General features: G+C 69.2%; 18 protein-coding genes. 8 read left to right on the top strand and 10 right to left on the bottom strand.

What is annotated here, in order from left to right:
• Positions 1 to 12: 12 nt before the first annotated feature.
• The 6 genes from DSHI_RS14285 to DSHI_RS14310 all read right to left on the bottom strand — a co-directional run bounded on the left by DSHI_RS14285 (position 13) and on the right by DSHI_RS14310 (position 6,543).
• On the bottom strand, positions 13 to 1,053 hold the full coding sequence (locus DSHI_RS14285; protein WP_012179475.1) for a diguanylate cyclase domain-containing protein: 1,041 nt from the start codon (positions 1,051 to 1,053) through the stop codon (positions 13 to 15).
• The gene (locus DSHI_RS14290; protein ID WP_012179476.1) at positions 1,050 to 1,634 is read right to left on the bottom strand and encodes a heme NO-binding domain-containing protein; all 585 of its coding nucleotides are present in this window, start codon (positions 1,632 to 1,634) and stop codon (positions 1,050 to 1,052) included. Before DSHI_RS14290 ends, DSHI_RS14285 begins: the two co-directional genes overlap by 4 nt.
• Before the next feature lie 101 nt (positions 1,635 to 1,735).
• Positions 1,736 to 3,451, bottom strand: a complete 1,716-nt coding sequence (locus DSHI_RS14295; protein ID WP_012179477.1) for a DUF4153 domain-containing protein — start codon at positions 3,449 to 3,451, stop codon at positions 1,736 to 1,738.
• Positions 3,452 to 3,489: 38 nt separating this feature from the next.
• Positions 3,490 to 5,049, bottom strand: coding sequence for a trimethylamine methyltransferase family protein (locus tag DSHI_RS14300; protein ID WP_012179478.1), 1,560 nt, complete (start codon positions 5,047 to 5,049; stop codon positions 3,490 to 3,492).
• Between the two features lie 110 nt (positions 5,050 to 5,159).
• Positions 5,160 to 5,882 carry an HAD family hydrolase gene (locus DSHI_RS14305; protein WP_012179479.1) on the bottom strand — a complete coding sequence of 241 codons (723 nt, stop codon included), beginning with the start codon at positions 5,880 to 5,882 and terminating at the stop codon, positions 5,160 to 5,162.
• A 382-nt stretch (positions 5,883 to 6,264) separates the two neighbouring features.
• Positions 6,265 to 6,543 (bottom strand): DUF3572 domain-containing protein, encoded by a 279-nt coding sequence (locus tag DSHI_RS14310; RefSeq protein WP_012179480.1) that lies wholly within the window; start codon positions 6,541 to 6,543, stop codon positions 6,265 to 6,267.
• 84 nt (positions 6,544 to 6,627) lie between these two features.
• On the opposite strand from DSHI_RS14310, the gene DSHI_RS14315 reads away from it, so the two are divergent.
• The 3 genes from DSHI_RS14315 (at position 6,628) to DSHI_RS14325 (ending at position 9,337) form a co-directional block, all read left to right on the top strand.
• Positions 6,628 to 8,016 (top strand): diguanylate cyclase, encoded by a 1,389-nt coding sequence (locus DSHI_RS14315; RefSeq protein WP_012179481.1) that lies wholly within the window; start codon positions 6,628 to 6,630, stop codon positions 8,014 to 8,016.
• A gap of 221 nt (positions 8,017 to 8,237) precedes the next feature.
• Entirely contained in the window at positions 8,238 to 8,636 is a 399-nt protein-coding gene (locus DSHI_RS14320; protein WP_012179482.1) for a DUF983 domain-containing protein, read from the top strand.
• Positions 8,637 to 8,659: 23 nt separating this feature from the next.
• Positions 8,660 to 9,337 carry an NUDIX hydrolase gene (locus DSHI_RS14325; protein WP_012179483.1) on the top strand — a complete coding sequence of 226 codons (678 nt, stop codon included), beginning with the start codon at positions 8,660 to 8,662 and terminating at the stop codon, positions 9,335 to 9,337.
• Positions 9,338 to 9,347: 10 nt separating this feature from the next.
• Here DSHI_RS14325 and DSHI_RS14330 read toward each other — a convergent pair whose 3' ends face one another.
• Positions 9,348 to 10,394, bottom strand: coding sequence for an aldo/keto reductase (locus DSHI_RS14330; RefSeq protein ID WP_012179484.1), 1,047 nt, complete (start codon positions 10,392 to 10,394; stop codon positions 9,348 to 9,350).
• A 103-nt stretch (positions 10,395 to 10,497) separates the two neighbouring features.
• Between DSHI_RS14330 and DSHI_RS14335 the strand changes: the two genes are divergently transcribed.
• The 5 genes from DSHI_RS14335 to DSHI_RS14355 all read left to right on the top strand — a co-directional run bounded on the left by DSHI_RS14335 (position 10,498) and on the right by DSHI_RS14355 (position 15,532).
• Positions 10,498 to 11,397 carry a DMT family transporter gene (locus DSHI_RS14335; protein ID WP_012179485.1) on the top strand — a complete coding sequence of 300 codons (900 nt, stop codon included), beginning with the start codon at positions 10,498 to 10,500 and terminating at the stop codon, positions 11,395 to 11,397.
• A 51-nt stretch (positions 11,398 to 11,448) separates the two neighbouring features.
• Entirely contained in the window at positions 11,449 to 12,624 is a 1,176-nt protein-coding gene (locus tag DSHI_RS14340) for a thioesterase family protein (RefSeq protein ID WP_012179486.1), read from the top strand.
• 46 nt (positions 12,625 to 12,670) lie between these two features.
• Positions 12,671 to 13,324 carry an ImuA family protein gene (locus DSHI_RS14345; RefSeq protein WP_012179487.1) on the top strand — a complete coding sequence of 218 codons (654 nt, stop codon included), beginning with the start codon at positions 12,671 to 12,673 and terminating at the stop codon, positions 13,322 to 13,324.
• A 37-nt stretch (positions 13,325 to 13,361) separates the two neighbouring features.
• Entirely contained in the window at positions 13,362 to 13,925 is a 564-nt protein-coding gene (locus DSHI_RS14350) for a YceI family protein (RefSeq protein ID WP_012179488.1), read from the top strand.
• Between the two features lie 92 nt (positions 13,926 to 14,017).
• Positions 14,018 to 15,532, top strand: a complete 1,515-nt coding sequence (locus DSHI_RS14355) for a YifB family Mg chelatase-like AAA ATPase (protein WP_012179489.1) — start codon at positions 14,018 to 14,020, stop codon at positions 15,530 to 15,532.
• On the opposite strand, the gene gshB is transcribed toward DSHI_RS14355, so the two are convergent.
• The 3 genes from gshB to rsmI all read right to left on the bottom strand — a co-directional run bounded on the left by gshB (position 15,529) and on the right by rsmI (position 17,836).
• Positions 15,529 to 16,476, bottom strand: a complete 948-nt coding sequence (gshB, locus tag DSHI_RS14360; RefSeq protein WP_012179490.1) for a glutathione synthase — start codon at positions 16,474 to 16,476, stop codon at positions 15,529 to 15,531. The genes DSHI_RS14355 and gshB overlap by 4 nt on opposite strands.
• Positions 16,477 to 16,552: 76 nt before the next feature.
• Positions 16,553 to 16,957 (bottom strand): YraN family protein, encoded by a 405-nt coding sequence (locus DSHI_RS14365; RefSeq protein WP_012179491.1) that lies wholly within the window; start codon positions 16,955 to 16,957, stop codon positions 16,553 to 16,555.
• Between the two features lie 24 nt (positions 16,958 to 16,981).
• On the bottom strand, positions 16,982 to 17,836 hold the full coding sequence (gene rsmI, locus DSHI_RS14370; protein WP_012179492.1) for a 16S rRNA (cytidine(1402)-2'-O)-methyltransferase: 855 nt from the start codon (positions 17,834 to 17,836) through the stop codon (positions 16,982 to 16,984).
• Positions 17,837 to 17,932: the final 96 nt, after the last annotated feature.

Below are 17,932 nucleotides of genomic sequence, written 5' to 3' on the forward strand. Positions count from 1 at the left end.
GGCGCGCCCGGATCAGTGCAGATCCTGCGACCGGGGCGGGCCCGGCGGCGGTGCCGGCCGGTAGATCGTGTGCTGCGCCCGGCCGCGGTTCTTGGAGGCGTAGGTCGCCTCGTCCGCATCCGACAGCATCTTGTCGATTTCCACCGGGTCATAGAATTCCGAGATCGTGATCCCGATGCTGGCCGAGATCCGGCAGGGCTTGCCGTCGTAATAGAACGGCTCTTCGAGCCGCGCGATGATGCGGTCCGCAACCCGGGTCATCAGGCCCAGATCATTGCAGTTGCGCAGGACGAGCACAAACTCGTCGCCGCCCACCCGGAACGAGAAATCCTCCGACCGGGTTTCCTCGCGCAGGATGCGGGCCACTTCGAGCAGCACCATGTCCCCCGCCGCATGGCCGAGCGTGTCGTTGACCGACTTGAAGTAATCCAGGTCGATCAGCATCAGGCCGAAGCCGTCCCGGGGCGGATTGGCGAGCAATTGCTCGAATGTCAGGTCCATGGCCCGGCGGTTGTGCAACCCGGTCAGCGTGTCGGTCAGCGCGCGGCTTTCGGCGACCGTCTTGGCCTCTTGCAGGCGCGCCACCAGGTTCTTGGAGGCGCTCATCGCGGCGGAGTTCGCCTCGATCAGGTAGAGCGCCTCGGCGGCCAGATCGGAGGCGGCGAAATCCGTCAGGCTGAGATCGAAGCGGCGCACCGCATCCTGGATCGAGATGCCGAAGGAGAGGTTGAGAAAGGCACCGTTTCCGTCCGGCGGGGCCACGACCACGCCCTTGAGCGGAATGCTCGGCTCCTCCTTGACGCGCAGCTTGAGCTGGGCCCCATTCATGCGCAGCAACTGCTCCAGCCGGGTGACCCTGCGCGGGCGCACAACCTCCAGATGGTCGAAGAAATGCGAGCCCGCGATCTGCGTGTCCGGCAGGAGTTTCTGCAAAGTGCGGCCGCATTGCAGGATGTCGCCCGCGGGACCGACCCAGACATGGAGGGGCATCAGCGTGTCGAGCGCATCGCGGGACAGGCACAGAACCTGTTGCGGTTTCGTCGGGGCGGTCATGTCGGCAAGGCCCCGAGGCTGAATTCACGCCCGGGGGAGAATTCCTTGTCGAGCAGCGTCACGCTCAGCCCCGGGGGGGCGCCTTCGTCGCTGGGCGCGAGGAACGCGAGCACGCCATAATCATCGGCCATGGCGCGCAGCACTCCGGTGATCACCGGCAGGGCAAAGTCGCGGTGCCAGATGCAGCGCACCTCGAACGCGTTGCGGCCCTGGGGGGCCACCTCGAACACCGGCAGGTCGAGATCGGGCACGGCGAGGCGGGCGCGGTCATGCAGGTCGTCGAGGCCGTCGACGAAGTCGTGGAAGGTCGCGCCGTTGAACCGCAACAGCCGCCGTACACCGGGCACGGACGGGTGCGAGACCAGGAACGTGCCCAGGTCTTCGAGAAACCCGCTGCTTTCCTTTTCCAGAACCTCCAGACACACGGCGAGGGTCCGGTCGGTCAGCGCGTCCGGGTACATCAGCATCGACTCGAAGCGATTGTCCGGTATCTCGGCACGCATGGCGATCTGCGACCATGTCTCGGCACCGTAGGTCTCGCGAACAAAGAGCTCGAGCGATTTGTTGATCAATCCGTGCATGAAATGACTCCTTGCGCGCCATCCTAGGCGCAGGAGTCTTAACAAAGCGCCAAGAAACGCCGCCGCGAATACAATCAATTCAAATCATCGATGGGAGAGTTTCAGTCGCCCGATGGGAAGAGGCGCGTCGCGCCGATGACCAGCCCGCGGCGGCGTGGCACTTCGAGCGTATAGTCCCCCTGCCGGGTGGCGCGCACCAACTCACGTGCCTCGTCACTGGTCTGGCGGCGGGTGACGTAGTTCACCGGCTCGCCCGCCGCGTCGAGCCCCACCATGGTGGCCGACACGAAGCGCGCCCCCTGCACCAGCAGCACGATCGCCTCGTCTCCGGGAAGGTCCGGCGCGCTCTCGCCGATCACCGCCACGCAACTGTCCGGCCCGGCGCGGCAGGCGGCCAGCCAGGTGGCGATCTGGTCTGCATCGAGCGCGTCCCAAAGCGGTTCGGGCCAGCTCGCGCCCGCGGGCATCAGCGGCAGCAGTCGCGCCAGGGCCGCGCGCTGTTCTTCCGGGGTCTCCAGGGCGACGGGGGTGGCGCTCTCGCGCAGGGCGTCGTCCAGCAGGATCTGCAGGTCCCGGTCGGCCTGGGCGCGGAGCGTTTCCAGCGCCGCCTGCCCCGCCACCCCCCAGTCGCGCGCCATGTCGCGCACGGGCAGTTGCGTGGCGTCCGTCTGGCCGGCGCTGAACAGGGCCAGCTGGCTCTGGGCGGCGATCCGCTGCGGGTTCAGGAGCGGTGAGAGGGAGGCCGCGGCCAGCGCAATCCCGATGAGCGCGGCATAGATATTTCCCTGGCGGATCCGTGGATCCCAGTTGCCACGCCGCACGACCGCCCAGAAATAGAGCAGCGCATAGGTCAACGCCACGGCGCAGATGCAGGCCGCCGCGACCCGCTCGGGCGTCCAGCCGTATTGCGCCACGCGCAGCCAGACCGCATAGGCTCCGAGCCCCGCCAGCACCGGCATCAGGCAGCAGGCGAGCTGCACGGTCCAGCGCAAGAGCCAGGTCAGGCCCGCCTCGCTCGGCTCGCAATCGAGCGCGGAGGTCACAAGGGTCGCAAGCCCGAAGGTCATGGCCAGCAGGGTCGCTGCCGCACTCAGTCCCGAGAACACCTGGTCCAGCCCTTCGAGCGGGACACGCACCACGAACACCACCACCACCGCCGTCACCGGGACCAGGAGCAGTTGCAGAAGACGCAGCAGGAGCAGCGGCGACAGGTAGCGGCGCATCTCGTAGAGCACGGCGAGCGCGAGGCCGATCACGAGGCCGGAGAGCCCGAAGACAAACGGCGCTTGATCCACCAGCCGGTCGAGCAAGGTGACCCCCACCAGCGACAGAAGCAGGCTGCAGATGAAATAGACGCCCCAGAACACCCCCAAGAACACCGCTGCCGCCGCCGCCCGGATCACCAGCCGCCAGGATTCGTTGAACAGGGTCGGGTAGTCCCGCGGCATGCCGCGGTCCGCCGCGATCAGGAACGGGAGCGGCACGGTCAGCAGGATCGCGAAGGCCAGCAGCACGATGGGATCGTCCGCCAGCGCCTCGACCGAGACATAGCGGAAGCTCGCCCAGAGCAGCAGCGCCGCCGGCAGCGTCGCCATCAGGCAGGCCCAGGCCATCGCGCGGCCGATCAGCATCGGGCCGGACATCATCAGGGTGGCGGAGAAGAACCCCAAGGCGGCCGCGCTGATTGCCAGCTCGAGCCGGGGTGCGCCGAGCTGCGTGATCACGAAGGTGTCGAGCGACCACAGCGCCAGACCGGTGACCAGCCCCAGAAGGCCCAGGGTGGCGCGAAACGCCGTTTGATCGAGCTTGGGTTCCATACCTTTCGGGATACCGTGCGCGGCGGCGAACCGAAAGCTCAGAAATCCGTGGGCGCGCCGCCTTCGGCTTTGCGGCGGGCGACGAAATCGCTCAGTTCCTCGCGGATGGCGGGGTCCATGGGGGGCGGGGTGAACTCGGTCAGGATCTCCTTGTAGATCCGGTGGGCGCGCGCGACCGTCCAGGTGGCGCCATCCCGTTCCCAGGCTTCGAAATTGCGCCAGTCCGACAGGAAGGGCTGATAGAAGGCGGTCTCGTAGCGGTCCTGGGTGTGCTGGATCCCGAAGAAATGGCCCGAGGTACCGACCTCTGCCATGGCGTCGAAGGCGAGATCGTCGGGGGTGGTGGCGGTCAGATCGGGGCTGAAATAGCGCGCGATCTGCTGGAGCATTTCGCAATCCATGATGAACTTCTCGGGGCTGGCGATCAGGCCGCCTTCGAGCCATCCGGCGGCGTGGTAGACCATGTTGGCCCCGGACTGCACCGCGGACCACAGGGAATTGGACGTCTCCCACATCGCCTGCCCATCGGGCACGTTGGCGGCGCAGACCCCGCTGGCGCGCATCGGCAGGCCGTAGAACCGGGCCATCTGGCCGGTCATCTGGGTGGCACGCATGTATTCCGGGGTGCCGAAGGCGGGCGCGCCGGATTTCATGTCCACGTTCGAGGTGAAGGTGCCCAGCGCCACCGGGCAGCCGGGCCGGACGTATTGCGCCAGCGCGATGGCGGCGAGCGCCTCGGCCACCGATTGCGCCACCGCCCCCGCGAGGGTTACCGGGGCCATGGCCCCGGCAAGGGTAAAGGGCGTCACGATCAGCGCCTGTCCCCGCCGGATGCAGCGCAGGGCGCCGTCGATCATCGGCTGGTCATGCTTGAGCGGCGAGGTGGAGTTGATGTTGGTATACATGTGCGGCCTGGCGGCGAATTCCGCCTCCGTCAGCCCGCCCGCGATGCGCACCATCTCCATCACGTCCTCGACCCGTTCCTTGCCGAGGCTGTAGGCATGGGCGACCTTGTCGGTCAGGGTGAGCTTGTCAAAGAGCACATCGAGGTGGCGCACAGAGGCGTGGACATCCACCGGCTCGACCGGGTAGCCGCCCACAACATGGATGCAGTTGAAATACTGGCACAGCTTGAGCAGGTTGCGGCATTGCGCCCGCGTGCCGGGGGTCTTTCCGGTTTCCATGTCCCAATAATTCGGCGGCGACGAGACGTTGACGAACACCATGTGCTGGCCGCCGATGGTGATCTCGCGGTCCGGGTTGCGGGGGGTGAGGGTGAATTGCGCAGGCGCGCGGGACAGCATCTCCAGAACGAAATGGCGGTCCATGCGGACCAGCTCCCCGGTCACGTGGCAGCCGGCCTCGCGGAAGATCTCCAGCGCTTCGGCGTTCAGGAAGGCGATGCCGATCTCTTCGAGCACGCGCATGGCGGTGTCGTGGATCGCGGCGACCCCTTCGGGGGCGAGCGGTTCGGTGGGCGCGTCGGGGTTTCGGGGGACGTGGAAGGGCAGCTGTTCGATCGCATGGGCGCGGATGCGGCGGGCATTGGCGGCCCGGCCACCGCTGCGCTTGCGCCTCGGGGTTGCGTCATTGGCCATGTCAGAGGTCCTTCGCTGGAACCTCTTCATCAAACGGCGGGACGGAACGGGGTGCGGGCCTGTCTGCGACGCGGAGCGTCGGTTTCGGCCGCAGACCCGGCCGGGCGGGCCTAGGCCAGCGCCTGGCGGGCCCGGACCGGCAGGCGTTGTTCACCCACCCAATCCGGCAGGTGGCCCACATGGGGCAGAACGCGGTCGGACATGGGCGCCAGCTCTTCGGCGGGGGCCACGCCGGAGAGCACGCCGATGGTGCGCATCCCCGCCGCGCGCCCGGCGCGCAGGTCGTGTAGGCTGTCGCCCACCATGGCCACTTCGTGGGGGGCCAGGCCGAACTGGTCGCAGAAGGCGAGCAACATGCCCGGGTCGGGTTTCGCGCCGAAGCCGCTGTCATAGCCGAGCACCAGGTCGAAATGGTCCAGAACGCCCGCGTCGCCCAGATGGGCGCGCGCGCCTTCCTCGGAATCGTTGGTGGCCAGCCCAAGGAGCAGGTGACGCGCGGCGAGCCAGTCCATCAGCGGCGGCAGCGGCGCGGCCTCGGCCAGGGTCACGGTGTTGGCGCGGGCCTGAAGCTCCAGCAGCACGTCCTCTTCCTCCCGCTCCGGCAGGTGGGGTGTGAGCAGGACGGCGATCTCGGCGCTGGTTCCGGCGATCGCGGGGCTGTCGGGATGGAACTGCCGCAGCATCAGGTCATAGCCCACCGCATCGGCCAGCCGCATCGCCAGCGCCCCGTCGCCCCCGGCGAGATGAAGCAGCGCATCGGCGGCCCAGCCGCTCCACGTTTCGTGGAAGTCGAACAGCGTGCCGTCCTTGTCGAATATGATGGCACGCAGCACGGCGTCACCCCTTGTCCTGACGGCGCCGCGCCCCTGCGCGCCTGCCGGTTTGCCACCCCTTTCGCCGGGTCCGGACCGCACGGTCCCCTGCGCAGGGAGAGAGGCGCGCCACGTCCGTGGCGAGCCGAGACGCGTGTGCCGCATATGGCCCCCATGGCGCGTCGCGGCAGCCCATGGGCGGCAGAATGCCGCGTTTTTCAACGACTTTCGCGATGCGTACCACAGGATACTGCCGCATTCCATGACATCGTGCAAAAGCGAAACATTCCGCGCCGCGAATCGTGCGGAACGCGCCCGGCGCGTTAACCTTTCGGTCCGGAAAGGGTTAACGAATGCGCGCCGCGCGCGGGCCCGTGATCTCACGAATGCGCGAGGTCCGCGCTCAGGTCCAGTGCATCTGCGCCCCGCCCGGCAGGGCCGCCAGGGCGCGCATCGGCGCGTCGTAGGCCCGCCCCTGGGCATCGCAGAACCCGATCACCCAGGCATCGTCCATCAGCAGAAAATCCAGAACGGAAACAAGGAATTGCGGGTCCTGCGCCTGGGCTCGGACGGTGGCGACATCACTGCCCGTGGCCCCCAGGAACACCCCCATGAGATCCTCCTGAGACGCGATCCAGCCCAGGGCTTCGAGGGCGAGGGCTTCGGCTGCTTCTTGCTGCATCGGGAACTCCTTCGGGCGGTGGCAACACTTTGTTAACCAAACGGGCGCTAACAGTCATGACCACAACGTAAATCGGAGGTGAACATGTCCGGCAAGATCCTCGTAGTCGATGACGTTGCGACGAACCGGATCGTCATGAAGGTCAAGCTCGCCACCGCATGTTACGATGTCCTGCAAGCCGACAACGGCGCCAGCGCGATAAAGATGGCGCACGAGGCCCAGCCGGACCTGATCCTGCTCGATGTGCTGATGCCGGACATGGACGGATACACGGTGTGCGAACGGCTGAAAGCCGATCCCGAGACCGCCCATATCCCGATCATCATGATCACCTCGCTCAACGATACCGAGGCGCGGGTGCGCGGGCTGTCCTGCGGCGCGGACGAGTTCCTGACCAAGCCGGTGACGGAGTTGACCCTTCTGGCGCGGGTGCGCAGCCTGCTCCGGGCCCATTCGCGCGAGACCGATTTCCCAATACCGGTCGCGGGGGCGGCGGCCCAGGGGTTCGCGGAAGGGCCCGCGCCGTTCAAGCTTGCCCAGACCGATTGTGTCGGGCTGCTGCTGGCAGAGGGCGGGATGGGACCGGGTTGGGCCAACGGGCTTGCCGGGCTGATCCGCGAGGATATCCGGATGTTCACCCTGTCCCAGGCCCTGGAGGCCAGCAAGGACCAGCCGGAAGTCTTCATCATCGAAGCGGATCCGCGGCGGCTGGGCTCCAGCCTCGGCATCCTGACCGACCTGCGGTCGCGCCCGGCCACGCGGCAAAGCCGACAGATCTTCATTCTGCCCCAGGGCGAGACCGAACTGGCCGCGCGGGCGCTGGACCTGGGGGCCGATGACGTGGTCTTTGCCCCCATCGCGGTGGAGGAAATGGCCGTGCGCCTGCGCGCCCAGCTCCAGCGCAAGCGGGCGAACGACCAGTGGCGCAGCGAGGTGTCCGACCGGCTGCGCCAGGCGGTGATCGACCCGCTGACCGGGCTCTACAATCGCCGCTTCGCGCTCGGGCAGCTGTCCAACATCGCGCAGGAGGCGCTCAAGACCCATCGCACCTTCGCGGTACTGCTCCTGGATTTCGACCATTTCAAGAAGATCAATGACGCCTATGGCCATGCCGCCGGCGACAAGGTTCTGGCCGAGACCGCGACGCTGCTGCGCACGCGGCTGCGCTCGCTCGACGTGATCGCGCGGATCGGGGGCGAGGAATTCCTGATGGTCCTGCCCGACACCGATCTCGACGAGGCCCGGCGGGTGGCGGAGCGGTTGCGCGCCAGCATCGACGACCATCCGATCGCCCTGCCCCATGGCAAGGGCAGCATTCCCGTCACCATCAGTATCGGGCTGGCGATCGGCGGAGCGGCGGCGCCCGAGGCCAGCGTGTCCGAGTTGCTGGAAACCGCGGACCGGGCGCTTTATGCGGCCAAGTCCGAAGGCCGCAACCAGGTCTCGGTCGGCACGGTCCGCTCGGCCGCCTGAGGCCCGGCACCTCGTCACGCCAGCGCGCCGCCGCCTTGGCGGCAGGCGCTCCGAACCGCTTGCCGCCCGCAGAGTGCCGGACCGGCCCTGGGCGGTCTTGGAGCAACCGGAAAAGCGCGACAGCGCTTCGCGACATCCCGCCGCAAGTCAATCTGTCAGGCAGCTTTCTTGAAAGCGCTTTTGTAAGGTGGGGATGCGAACAGGGGTTTGGGAGCTCCGGAATGACACATGACACCGACACGGAGGAGCGTCTGCTCCGTCCGTCCCTGGTCCGCGGGTGGCGGCGGCGCTGCCCGAATTGCGGCTCGGGGCCGATGATGCGCAGCTACCTCAAGGTCCGCGGCAGCTGTGCTGTCTGCGGCCAGCAGCTTGACGGGCACCGCGCGGATGATGGGCCGGCCTATCTCACGATCCTGATCGTGGGGCACCTGATGGCGCCGCTGCTGCATTGGTATTTCGTGACCTTCCGGCCCGATCCGCTGAACATCGTGGCGATCTTCTCGGTGGGCTGCGTGGCCTTGTCGCTCTACTTGCTGCCGCGTCTGAAAGGGGCCATGATCGGCTACCAATGGGCGCGCCGGATGTATGGCTTCCGCGGGGTGGAGGAGACTCCCTCCTGAGCCCAGGCCGCGCCGGAGGAGCCATGGACAAGACTGCGATCCGCCATGCCGCGACGGTGATCCTGATCCGCGACGAGGACAGCGACACGCCCCGCGTCCTGATGGGGCAGCGCGGCGAAAAGGCGGCGTTCATGCCGTCGAAATTCGTCTTTCCCGGCGGGGCGGTGGACCCGGAGGACAGCGCGCAATCCCTGTTTCAGGACACCCATGCCACCTGCCGGGAGAAGCTCGCCAAGGATGCCCGCGGCTGCACACCCGAAGCTGTCTTCGCCGCGGCCATAAGGGAGCTTTGGGAGGAGACCGGGCTGCGGCTGGGTCGGCCTGGGCGGCCTTCGGCGCATGGCGCGCTGCAAGACAGCTGGGCCAGCTTCCTGGCCAGTGGGGCGGCGCCGACCGCGGCCCCCTTGCGCTTCGTCTTCCGGGCGATCACGCCGCCGGGCCGCCCGCGCCGGTTCGATGCGCGGTTCCTGCTGGCCCCGGCCAGCGCGCTGATGGACGATCCGGACGATTTTTCCAAGGCCTCGGACGAGTTGAGCCATTTGCACTGGGTGCCCCTGCGCGAGGCGCGGGCGCTGGATCTGCCGTTCATCACCGAGGTGGTGCTGGGCGAGGTCACGGCGGCCCTGCCCCGGCTCGACCCGCCCGAGACCGTGCCGTTCTTTCACCACGACGCGCAGCTTTCGCGGTTCGAGCGGCTGTGATCGCGCGAACCTAGAACGGCATCGGATGCGCCCTGTGGGCGGCGTCGATCTCGGCCAGCACCTCCGGCGACAGGCGCAGGTCCAGACCGTCGAGGATATGAGCCAGCTGGTCCCGCGTGGTCGCGCCGAAGATCACCGAGCCCATGAAGGGCCGCTGCGCGCACCACGCGAGCGCCATATGGGTCATGTCGAGCCCGTGGGCCTCGGCGATGGCGGCATAGGCGTCGACCGCGCCCCAGACCCGGTCCGTCACCCGCCCGCCCAGCGCGCCGTTGAGCGACATGCGGGAGCCTTCGGGCACCGCGCCGCCCCGGTACTTGCCCGTCAGCAGCCCCGTGGCCAGGGGCGAGAAGGCCAGCAGCCCGACCTCTTCGTTGACCGACAACTCCGCCAGATCGGTGTCGTAGAGCCGTGCGAGCATGGAATACTCGTTCTGGACCGACACCACCCGGGGCAGGCCGTGGGTCTCGGCCACGCGCAGCCATTGGGCGGTGCCCCAGGCGCTCTCGTTGCTCAGCCCGATATGGCCGACCTTGCCCGCGGCCACGAGGCGGTCGACGGTTTCCAGCACCTCCTCGATATGGGCGAGCGTGTCGGACTTGTTCTGCCCACTCGGATCGAAGGTCCAGTTCTGCCGGAAATGGTAGGAGCCCCGGTTCGGCCAGTGCAGCTGGTAGATGTCGATATGGTCGGTCTGCAACCGGCGCAGGGAGGCTTCCACCGCCGTTTCGATGGTTGCGCGCGAGATCGGTGCGCCGTCACGCACCGCCTTCAGCCCCTCGCCGGAAACCTTGGTGGCGAGCACGTACTCGCCGCGCCGCCCCGGGTTGGCCGCGTTCCAGGCCCCGATGATAGTTTCGGTCAGGCCCACGGTCTCGGCCGAGACCGGGTTGACCGGGTACATTTCGGCAGTGTCGAGGATGTTCAACCCAGCCTCCAGCGCCATGGTGATCTGGGCATGGGCGTCGGCCTGCCCGGTCTGGGTGCCAAAGGTCATGGTGCCGAGGCAGAACCGGGTGACGTCCGGCCCGCCGCGGCCGATGGGGTGTTTTTGCATCTTGTCTCTCCGTCGCTCCGGCGGACCCTACCGTCCTGCCCGGCGGGTGCAACCCGTCCGGCGCGAGGCTTGCCAGCGCCCGGGGCGGGCGGCACAAGGGCCCATGGCCCTGTGGATTCCCGTCACCATCTTCGCTGCCTTCGCCCAGAACCTGCGCTTCATGTTGCAGCGGCATCTGAAGGTGACGGGCCTGTCCACCGGGGGCGCGACGTTTTCACGGTTTTTGTTCTCGGCCCCGCTGGTGGCGGTGATCGCGCTTGGCTACGGCGCGGTGCGGGGGCTGGAGTTTCCGGCACTCGGCCCGCGCTTCTGGGTGGCGGCAACCCTCGGGGGCACGGCGCAGATTTTCGCGACCATGTGCGTCGTGGCGCTCTTTGCCCATCGCAGCTTCGCCATCGGGATCACCTTCAAGAAGACCGAGGTGATGCTGACCGCGCTGATCGGGTTCGTGGTGCTGGGGGAAGCGGTCAGCCTCGGCGCGGCGCTGGCCATCGCCATCGGCTTCGTGGGCGTGGTGATCCTGTCGGATCCGCCCGAGGCGGTGGGCGACTGGCGGCGGCTGTTCAACCGGGGCGCGGCGCTCGGGCTGGCCTCCGGCGCGCTGTTCGGGGTGTCGGCGATCGGATACCGCGCGGCCTCGCTGGAGATTGCCAGCGACGATGTGTTCCAGCGCGCCAGTGTCACCCTGATGTGCGTCACGGCGTTTCAGACCGCGCTCATGGCCGGCTACCTCGCCTGGCGCGAACGGGGCGAGATCACTCGGGTCGTCGCCTCCTGGCGGGTCTCGACCCTGGTGGGGCTGTCGTCGCTGGCCGGATCGCTGGCGTGGTTCACCGCCTTCACCCTGCAGAACGCGGCCTATGTGAAGGCGCTGGGGCAGGTGGAGCTTGTGTTTTCCTTCCTCGCCACCACCTTCGTGTTCCGCGAGAAGACCACTGGGCGGGAGGTTCTGGGCGTCGCGGCCATCGTGGCGAGCGTGCTGGTACTGGTGCTGACGCTTTGACTTGCGCGCACCGGGCGGCACAGCCACCCTCGGCGCGCAGGAGGGGCGGGTATGGACAGAACGGCAGCGATCATCGGCAGCGGCAGGATCGGGAGCGGGTGGGCCGCGCGGTTTCTCTTGTTCGGCTGGCATGTGCGGGTTTTCGATGCGGACCCGGGGGCGCAGGCGCGGCTGACGCAGGTGATCGAGGCGGCCCGGACGAGCCTGCTGGGGCTCTATGATACGCCCCTGCCCCCACCCGGACGGCTCAGCCAGCACGGGAGCATCGCCGAGGCCGTGGCGGGCGCGGTCTGGGTGCAGGAGAGTGTGCCCGAGGACCTGTCCCTGAAACGGGAGGTCGTGCGGGAGGTGCAGGCCCATGGCCCGGAGGCGATCGTCGCCTCCGCCGCCTCGGACATCCCGCTGGAGGCATTGCGAGAGGGCGCCGCCCGCCCGGAGCGGGTCGTGATCGCGCGGGCGGTCGCGCCGGTCTACCTGCTGCCGCCGGTGGTGCTCGAGGCGCGCGATGCCGCCTGCGGGGCCCAGGCCGAGGCGGTTCTGCGCGGCATCGGGATGACGCCTCTGCAGGGGGAGCAAACCCTCGGCCCGGAGGGCACGCAGATCGCCGCCGCCCTGGGGCTGGCCGCGGAACAAGGCCCCGCGACAGATGCCCGGCGCGACGCAACCCTCGTGGGCGTCCTGCGCGCCCTGAAGGCCGAAGGCCGGGGCGTCGGGGCCGCATTCGCCGCGACCGACCGCGCCCGGATGCCCGCGCCGGGGGCCGAGAGCGCGCCGCTGCTCACGGCGGCCCGCGTGGTGCCCGCGGATTGGGCGGATTACAACGGACACATGACCGAGGCACGGTATCTGCACGCCTTCGGCAATGCCACCGACAGATTCATGGAACTGATCGGGGTGGACGCGGCCTATCTCGCGTCGGGGGGCAGCTTCTTCACCGCCGAAACCCATATCCGGCATCTGGGCGAGATGCGGATCGGCGCGGCATTCGAGATCCGGACCACCTGCCTCGCCGGGGCGGGCAAGCGGATGCATCTGTGGCACGAGATGCGCTGCGACGGGCGGCTGGTGGCCACGGGGGAGCATATGCTGATCCATGTCAGCCTGCGGACCCGCCGCCCGGCCCCTCCGGCCGCGCCGGTGGCGGCCAACCTGGCGCGCATCGCCGCCGCCCATGCCCGGCTCGCCCGGGCCGAGGGGGTGGGCCGGGCCATCGGCGATCCGCGCTGAATTCGAGCGGGGCGGCGGATGAGACATTGAGAACATAAGGTGAACAATGTACCCTGCCCCCATGGCGATTCACGACCTTACCACCGCCGGCCTGCGGCCCGGCAGCCTGCAGGCGCAGCCCCGTCCGGGCTTGACCGTCCTGCCGCAGATGCGTCTGGCCTACCGCCGGGTGCACGAGGTGACGGGACTGGCGCGCCGGTTTCTCGCCGTGCTGACCGCGGCGGCCACGGAGCGGGGGCCGGTGCTGTGGATCCGGCCCGACTGGGACCGGGAGGGGCTGAACCCCGACGGGATCGCGGCCCATATCAATCCCGCCCGGCTGCTGACGGTGCATGTCCGGCGGGCGCAGGACCTGCTGTGGTGCACCGAGGAGGCGCTGCGCAGCGGGGCAGCGGCTCTGGTGGTCGCGGAACTGCCCGAACCGCCCGCCCTGACGCCCGTGCGGCGGCTGCACCTGGCCGCCGAGCAGGGCAGCGCGCGGGAGGGGGCGACGCTCGGGCTGCTGGTCACGCCCGGCACGGGCGGGGCCGCGGGGGTCGAGAGCCGCTGGTCGCTTGCCCCGCGCCACCGCGGCGGGCGCGCCGCCTGGGAACTGACGCGGCTGCGCGACCGCACCGCCCCCCCGGCCGCCTGGACCTTGCGGCGCGGCCCGTCCCGCGACACCCCCTGGATCACGGATGCGACACCCGGGCCCGGCTGACTTGCGCAGCCCCCGCTGCCCGTGACAGCCTGGGCGCATGCACCGGCGTGGTTTCTTCCTCGGGGCGCTGCTCTGGCCGCTGGCCGGACGGGCCGCCCCCCGCCCCTACCGGCTGGGCCCCGGCAGCACCGTGGCCTTCACCTATCGGCTGTCGGGCATTGCCAGCGGCGGACAGATCCCGATCCGCGACGCGGATCTGCGGCTGGATTTCGCGACCTTGGGCAATTCGCGCGTCACGGTCACCATGGACGCGACTAGGGCCCGCACCACCCTGCCGCTGGCCGACACCGCGATGAAGGGGCCCTCGGTGCTCGACACCGCCCGGTTTCCGACGATCACCTATGCCAGCACCGCGATGCGCCGGACCGAGACCGGCGCAGAGGTTCTGGGCGACCTGCGGGTCCGCGACGTGACCGCCCCGGTGGCGCTGACCGCGCGGTTCTTCCGCAAACCGGACCGTGCGCCGCAGGACCTGGCCGAACTGGTGATCGAACTGACCGGGGGACTGAGCCGCGCCGCCTTCGGTGCGACCGGCTTTGCCGACCTGGTCGACGACCGGATCGACCTGCGCATCCTGGCCGAGATCACCCGGCAGGGCTGACCCGGCGGTCCGGCACCGACCGCGGCGGCGATTAACAAAGCTTAAAGGATTTGCGGGGCATGGTTAACGGAACCTGAAGCCCGGAGGCCCCCATGACCACGCGCGCCCATACCGTTGCCTTCGAGGGCGTGGAGGCGCGCCCGGTGGAGGTGCAATGCGCCCTGTCCGCGGGCATCCCCAGCTTTGCCATCGTGGGCCTGCCGGACAAGGCGGTCTCGGAGGCGCGCGAACGGGTGCGCGCGGCGATGTCGGCGCTCGGCCTCGCCCTGCCGTCGCGGCGAATCACGATCAACCTGTCGCCCGCGGACCTGCCCAAGGAAGGCTCCCATTTCGACCTGCCCATCGCGCTGGCGCTGATGGCGGCGCTGTCGATCATCCCCGCCGAGGCGGTCGATCAGACCGTCGCACTGGGGGAGCTGTCCCTCGACGGCACGCTGGTGCCGGTGCTGGGCGCGCTGCCCGCGGCCCTCGCCGCGGCGGAGGCCGAGCGCAGCCTGCTCTGCCCCGAGGGCTGCGGGCCGGAGGCGGCCTGGGTCGGCGGCACCCAGGTGATCGCGGCGGGATCGCTGCTGAGCGTGATGCGCCATTTCACCGGCGCGGCGCCCATCGCCCCCGCCCGCCCCGGCGAGGTCGAGACCGCCCGGCACCTGCCCGACATGGCGGATGTGAAGGGACAGGAGCGCGCCAAGCGCGCGCTGGAGGTGGCCGCCGCCGGGCGGCATCACCTGATGATGGTGGGCACGCCGGGCTCGGGCAAGTCGATGCTGGCCAAGCGCCTGCCCGGCATACTGCCGCCGCTGAGTGCGGCGGAGGCGCTGGAAACCTCGATGATCCACTCGCTGGCGGGGTTGATCGACGCGGGCGGGATCTCGCGACTGCGCCCCTTCCGGGAGCCCCATCATACCGCCTCCAAGGCGGCGATCGTCGGGGGCGGCAAGGGCGCCAAGCCGGGGGAGATGTCGCTGGCCCATAACGGGGTGCTGTTCATGGACGAGTTTCCCGAATACCCCCGCGACGTGCTGGAAACCCTGCGCCAGCCCATCGAGACCGGCGACGTGGTGGTGGCGCGCGCCAACGCACATCTGCGCTACCCCTGCCGGTTCCTGCTGGTGGCGGCGGCTAACCCCTGCAAATGCGGGATGATGTTCGACCCGGCCCAGGCCTGCGGGCGCGCCCCGGGCTGCGGGACCGAGTATCTGAGCCGGATCTCCGGGCCGCTGCTGGACCGGTTCGACATCCGGCTGGACATCCCACCGGTCAGTTTCTCGGACCTGGACCAGCCCGCGCCCGCCGAAGGCTCGGCGGCCATCGCGGCCCGGGTCAGCGCGGCCCGGGAGATCCAGACCGCCCGGTTCGCCGAGACACCCGACATGCGGGTCAATGGCGACATGGAGGGCACCCTGCTCGAAGAGGTCGCGGCGCCGGACACGGAGGGGCGCACCCTGCTGCAGGACGCGGCCCAGCGCTTCGGGCTGACCGCGCGCGGCTATCACCGGGTGTTGAAGGTGGCGCGCACCATCGCCGATCTGGAAGGGGCGGAGCAAGTCCAGCGCCCGCACCTGGCCGAGGCGCTGAGCTACCGGATCGTCACCCGGGAAATGGCCTAGGCGGCGGCCCGGCGGGCCTCGATCGCGTCCCAGATCAGGGCTGCGCCGTTGGTGCCGTCGAACCGCTCCAGCTCCTGCAGGCCCGTGGGCGAGGTTACGTTGATCTCCGTCAGGAAGGGGCCGATCACGTCGATGCCGACAAATACCTGGCCCTTCTCGCGCAGGAACGGACCGATCCGGTCGCAGATCTCGCGATCGCGATCCGTCAGGGTCACGGGCTCCGGCCGCCCGCCCACATGCATGTTCGAGCGGGTCTCGCCGGCCGCGGGCACCCGGTTGATGGCGCCGATGGGCGCGCCGTCCACCAGGATGATCCGCTTGTCGCCCCTGGCCACGTCCGGCAGGAACTGCTGCATGATCAGGGGCTCGCGGTTGATCGCCGAGAACAGCTCATGCAGGGAGTTGAGGTTGCGATCCTCGGGGGTGAGCCGGAAGACGCCCGCGCCGCCATTGCCGTAGAGCGGCTTGAGGATTACATCGCCGAACTCGGCCTTGAACTTCTTCAGGTCGTCGAGATTGCGGGCGATCATCGTGGGCGGGGTGAGGTCGGGAAATTGCAGCACCAGCAGCTTCTCGGGCGCGTTGCGGACCCAGAACGGGTCATTGACCACCAGCGTTTGGGACCCGACCATGTCGAGCAGATGGGTCGTGGTGATGTAGCCCATGTCGAAGGGCGGGTCCTGGCGCAGCCAGACCACGTCCATGGTGGACAGATCGACCGTCTCGCGCGCCCCGAGAATGGCGGGCTGGCCCGCGACCCGCTGCACGCGGCAGCTGTGCCCTGTGGCCTTCAGCGCGCCTCGGTCATAGGTCAGGTCCGCCGGGCCGTAGACAAAAAGCGAATGCCCGCGCGACTGGGCCTCTTCGGCCAGCCGGAAGGAGCTGTCGGCGGCAATGTCGACCTCGGTGATCGGGTCCATCTGGAAAGCGACGTTCAGGCTCATGGCGGCTCCTCTGACTTGGCTTGCCTGTCATGGCGCGCTTGTCGGTCGGGTGCAATGGCCCTGGCGGATCGCGCATTCACATGGTGATGTTCGCCAGCACACGGAACCGCCCGCTGCCCTCCACGACCGCAAGGTCGAACCGCATCTCCAGCCCCGCCAGATCGGGGCTGCGGTCGAGGAATTCGAGCGCGGTATTCTGGATGCGGGTCAGCTGCGCCAGGCTGAGGCTTTCGATGGCGCGGGTATAGCTGGCACTGGACTTGACCTCGACGAAGACCAGAAGGTCACCCCGCCGCACGATGAGATCCACCTCCCCGCCGCTGCCGCGCCAGCGGGTGGCGAGCACGTCGCAGCCCCGGTCGCGATAGGCCCGTTCGACCCGCGCCTCGGCGGCAGCGCCCGACAGCATGGCACGGGTGCCGCGCGCCTGACGGGCGCGCGCGAGGGGCGACAGATCACGGGTCTGGACGGCAATAGTCATGCGCGACAGTGTGGGGGCAAGACCTTAAGACCCGTTTAAGAGCGCCAGCGCCTTTTGATACACCTGCTTGCGGGGCAGCCCGGTCTGGGCGCAGACCTCGGCCACCGCATCCTTGGTGGAGTGCCGCGCCAGCGCCGCCTGCAGCAGCGCCGTCAGGTCGTCTTCACCGATTTCGCCCTCCGCGCCCGGCCCCACCAGCACCACGATCTCGCCCTTGGGCGTCGCGGCCTCGGCGTACCGCTCGGCCAGATCGCCCAGCGGGGCCGCCGCGACCTGCTCGAAGAGCTTGGTCAACTCCCGCGCCACCACGGCGTCGCGACCGGGGCCGAGAATCTCCGCCATGTCCGCGAGGCTCTTTTTCAGCCGCTTGGGGCTCTCGTAGAAAATCAGCGTTCCGGGCACCGCCCCGAGCGCCCGCAGCGCCTTGCGCCGCCCGCCAGCCTGGGACGGCAGGAAACCGGCAAAGAAGAACCGGTCCGTGGGCAGGCCGGACAGGCTCAGGGCCATGATCGCCGCTGCCGGTCCCGGCGCCGCGCTCACCGCCACCCCCGCCTCACGGGCCGCGCGCACCAGGTCGTAGCCGGGATCGGCGATCAGCGGGGTTCCGGCCTCGGACGCATAGACGACACGCTGGCCTTCGGTCAGATACGCCAGCACCTTCTGTCGCGCCGGCGGGCCGGAATGATCGTGATAGGCCAGCAGCGGGCGCCCCGCGAGCGGCACCCCGTGGATCTCCATCAGCCGCCGCAAGCTGCGCGTGTCCTCGGCCACCAGCACATCCGCCTCCCGCAGGGCATCCAGCGCGCGCAGGGTGATGTCCCGGGCATTCCCGATCGGGGTCGAGACGAGCAGCAGTCCCGCTTGCAGGGTTTGAGCCAAGGAATGCCTCCGGTTTGAGAGCCCGCGCAGAGCCGTTTACATAGCCGCCCCCGGCCTCTAGGTTCGGCCAGCGAGTGACCCAACCCCACCCAGGCC

Origin of the sequence: Dinoroseobacter shibae DFL 12 = DSM 16493, assembly GCF_000018145.1 — a bacterium.
Taxonomy (GTDB): domain Bacteria; phylum Pseudomonadota; class Alphaproteobacteria; order Rhodobacterales; family Rhodobacteraceae; genus Dinoroseobacter; species Dinoroseobacter shibae.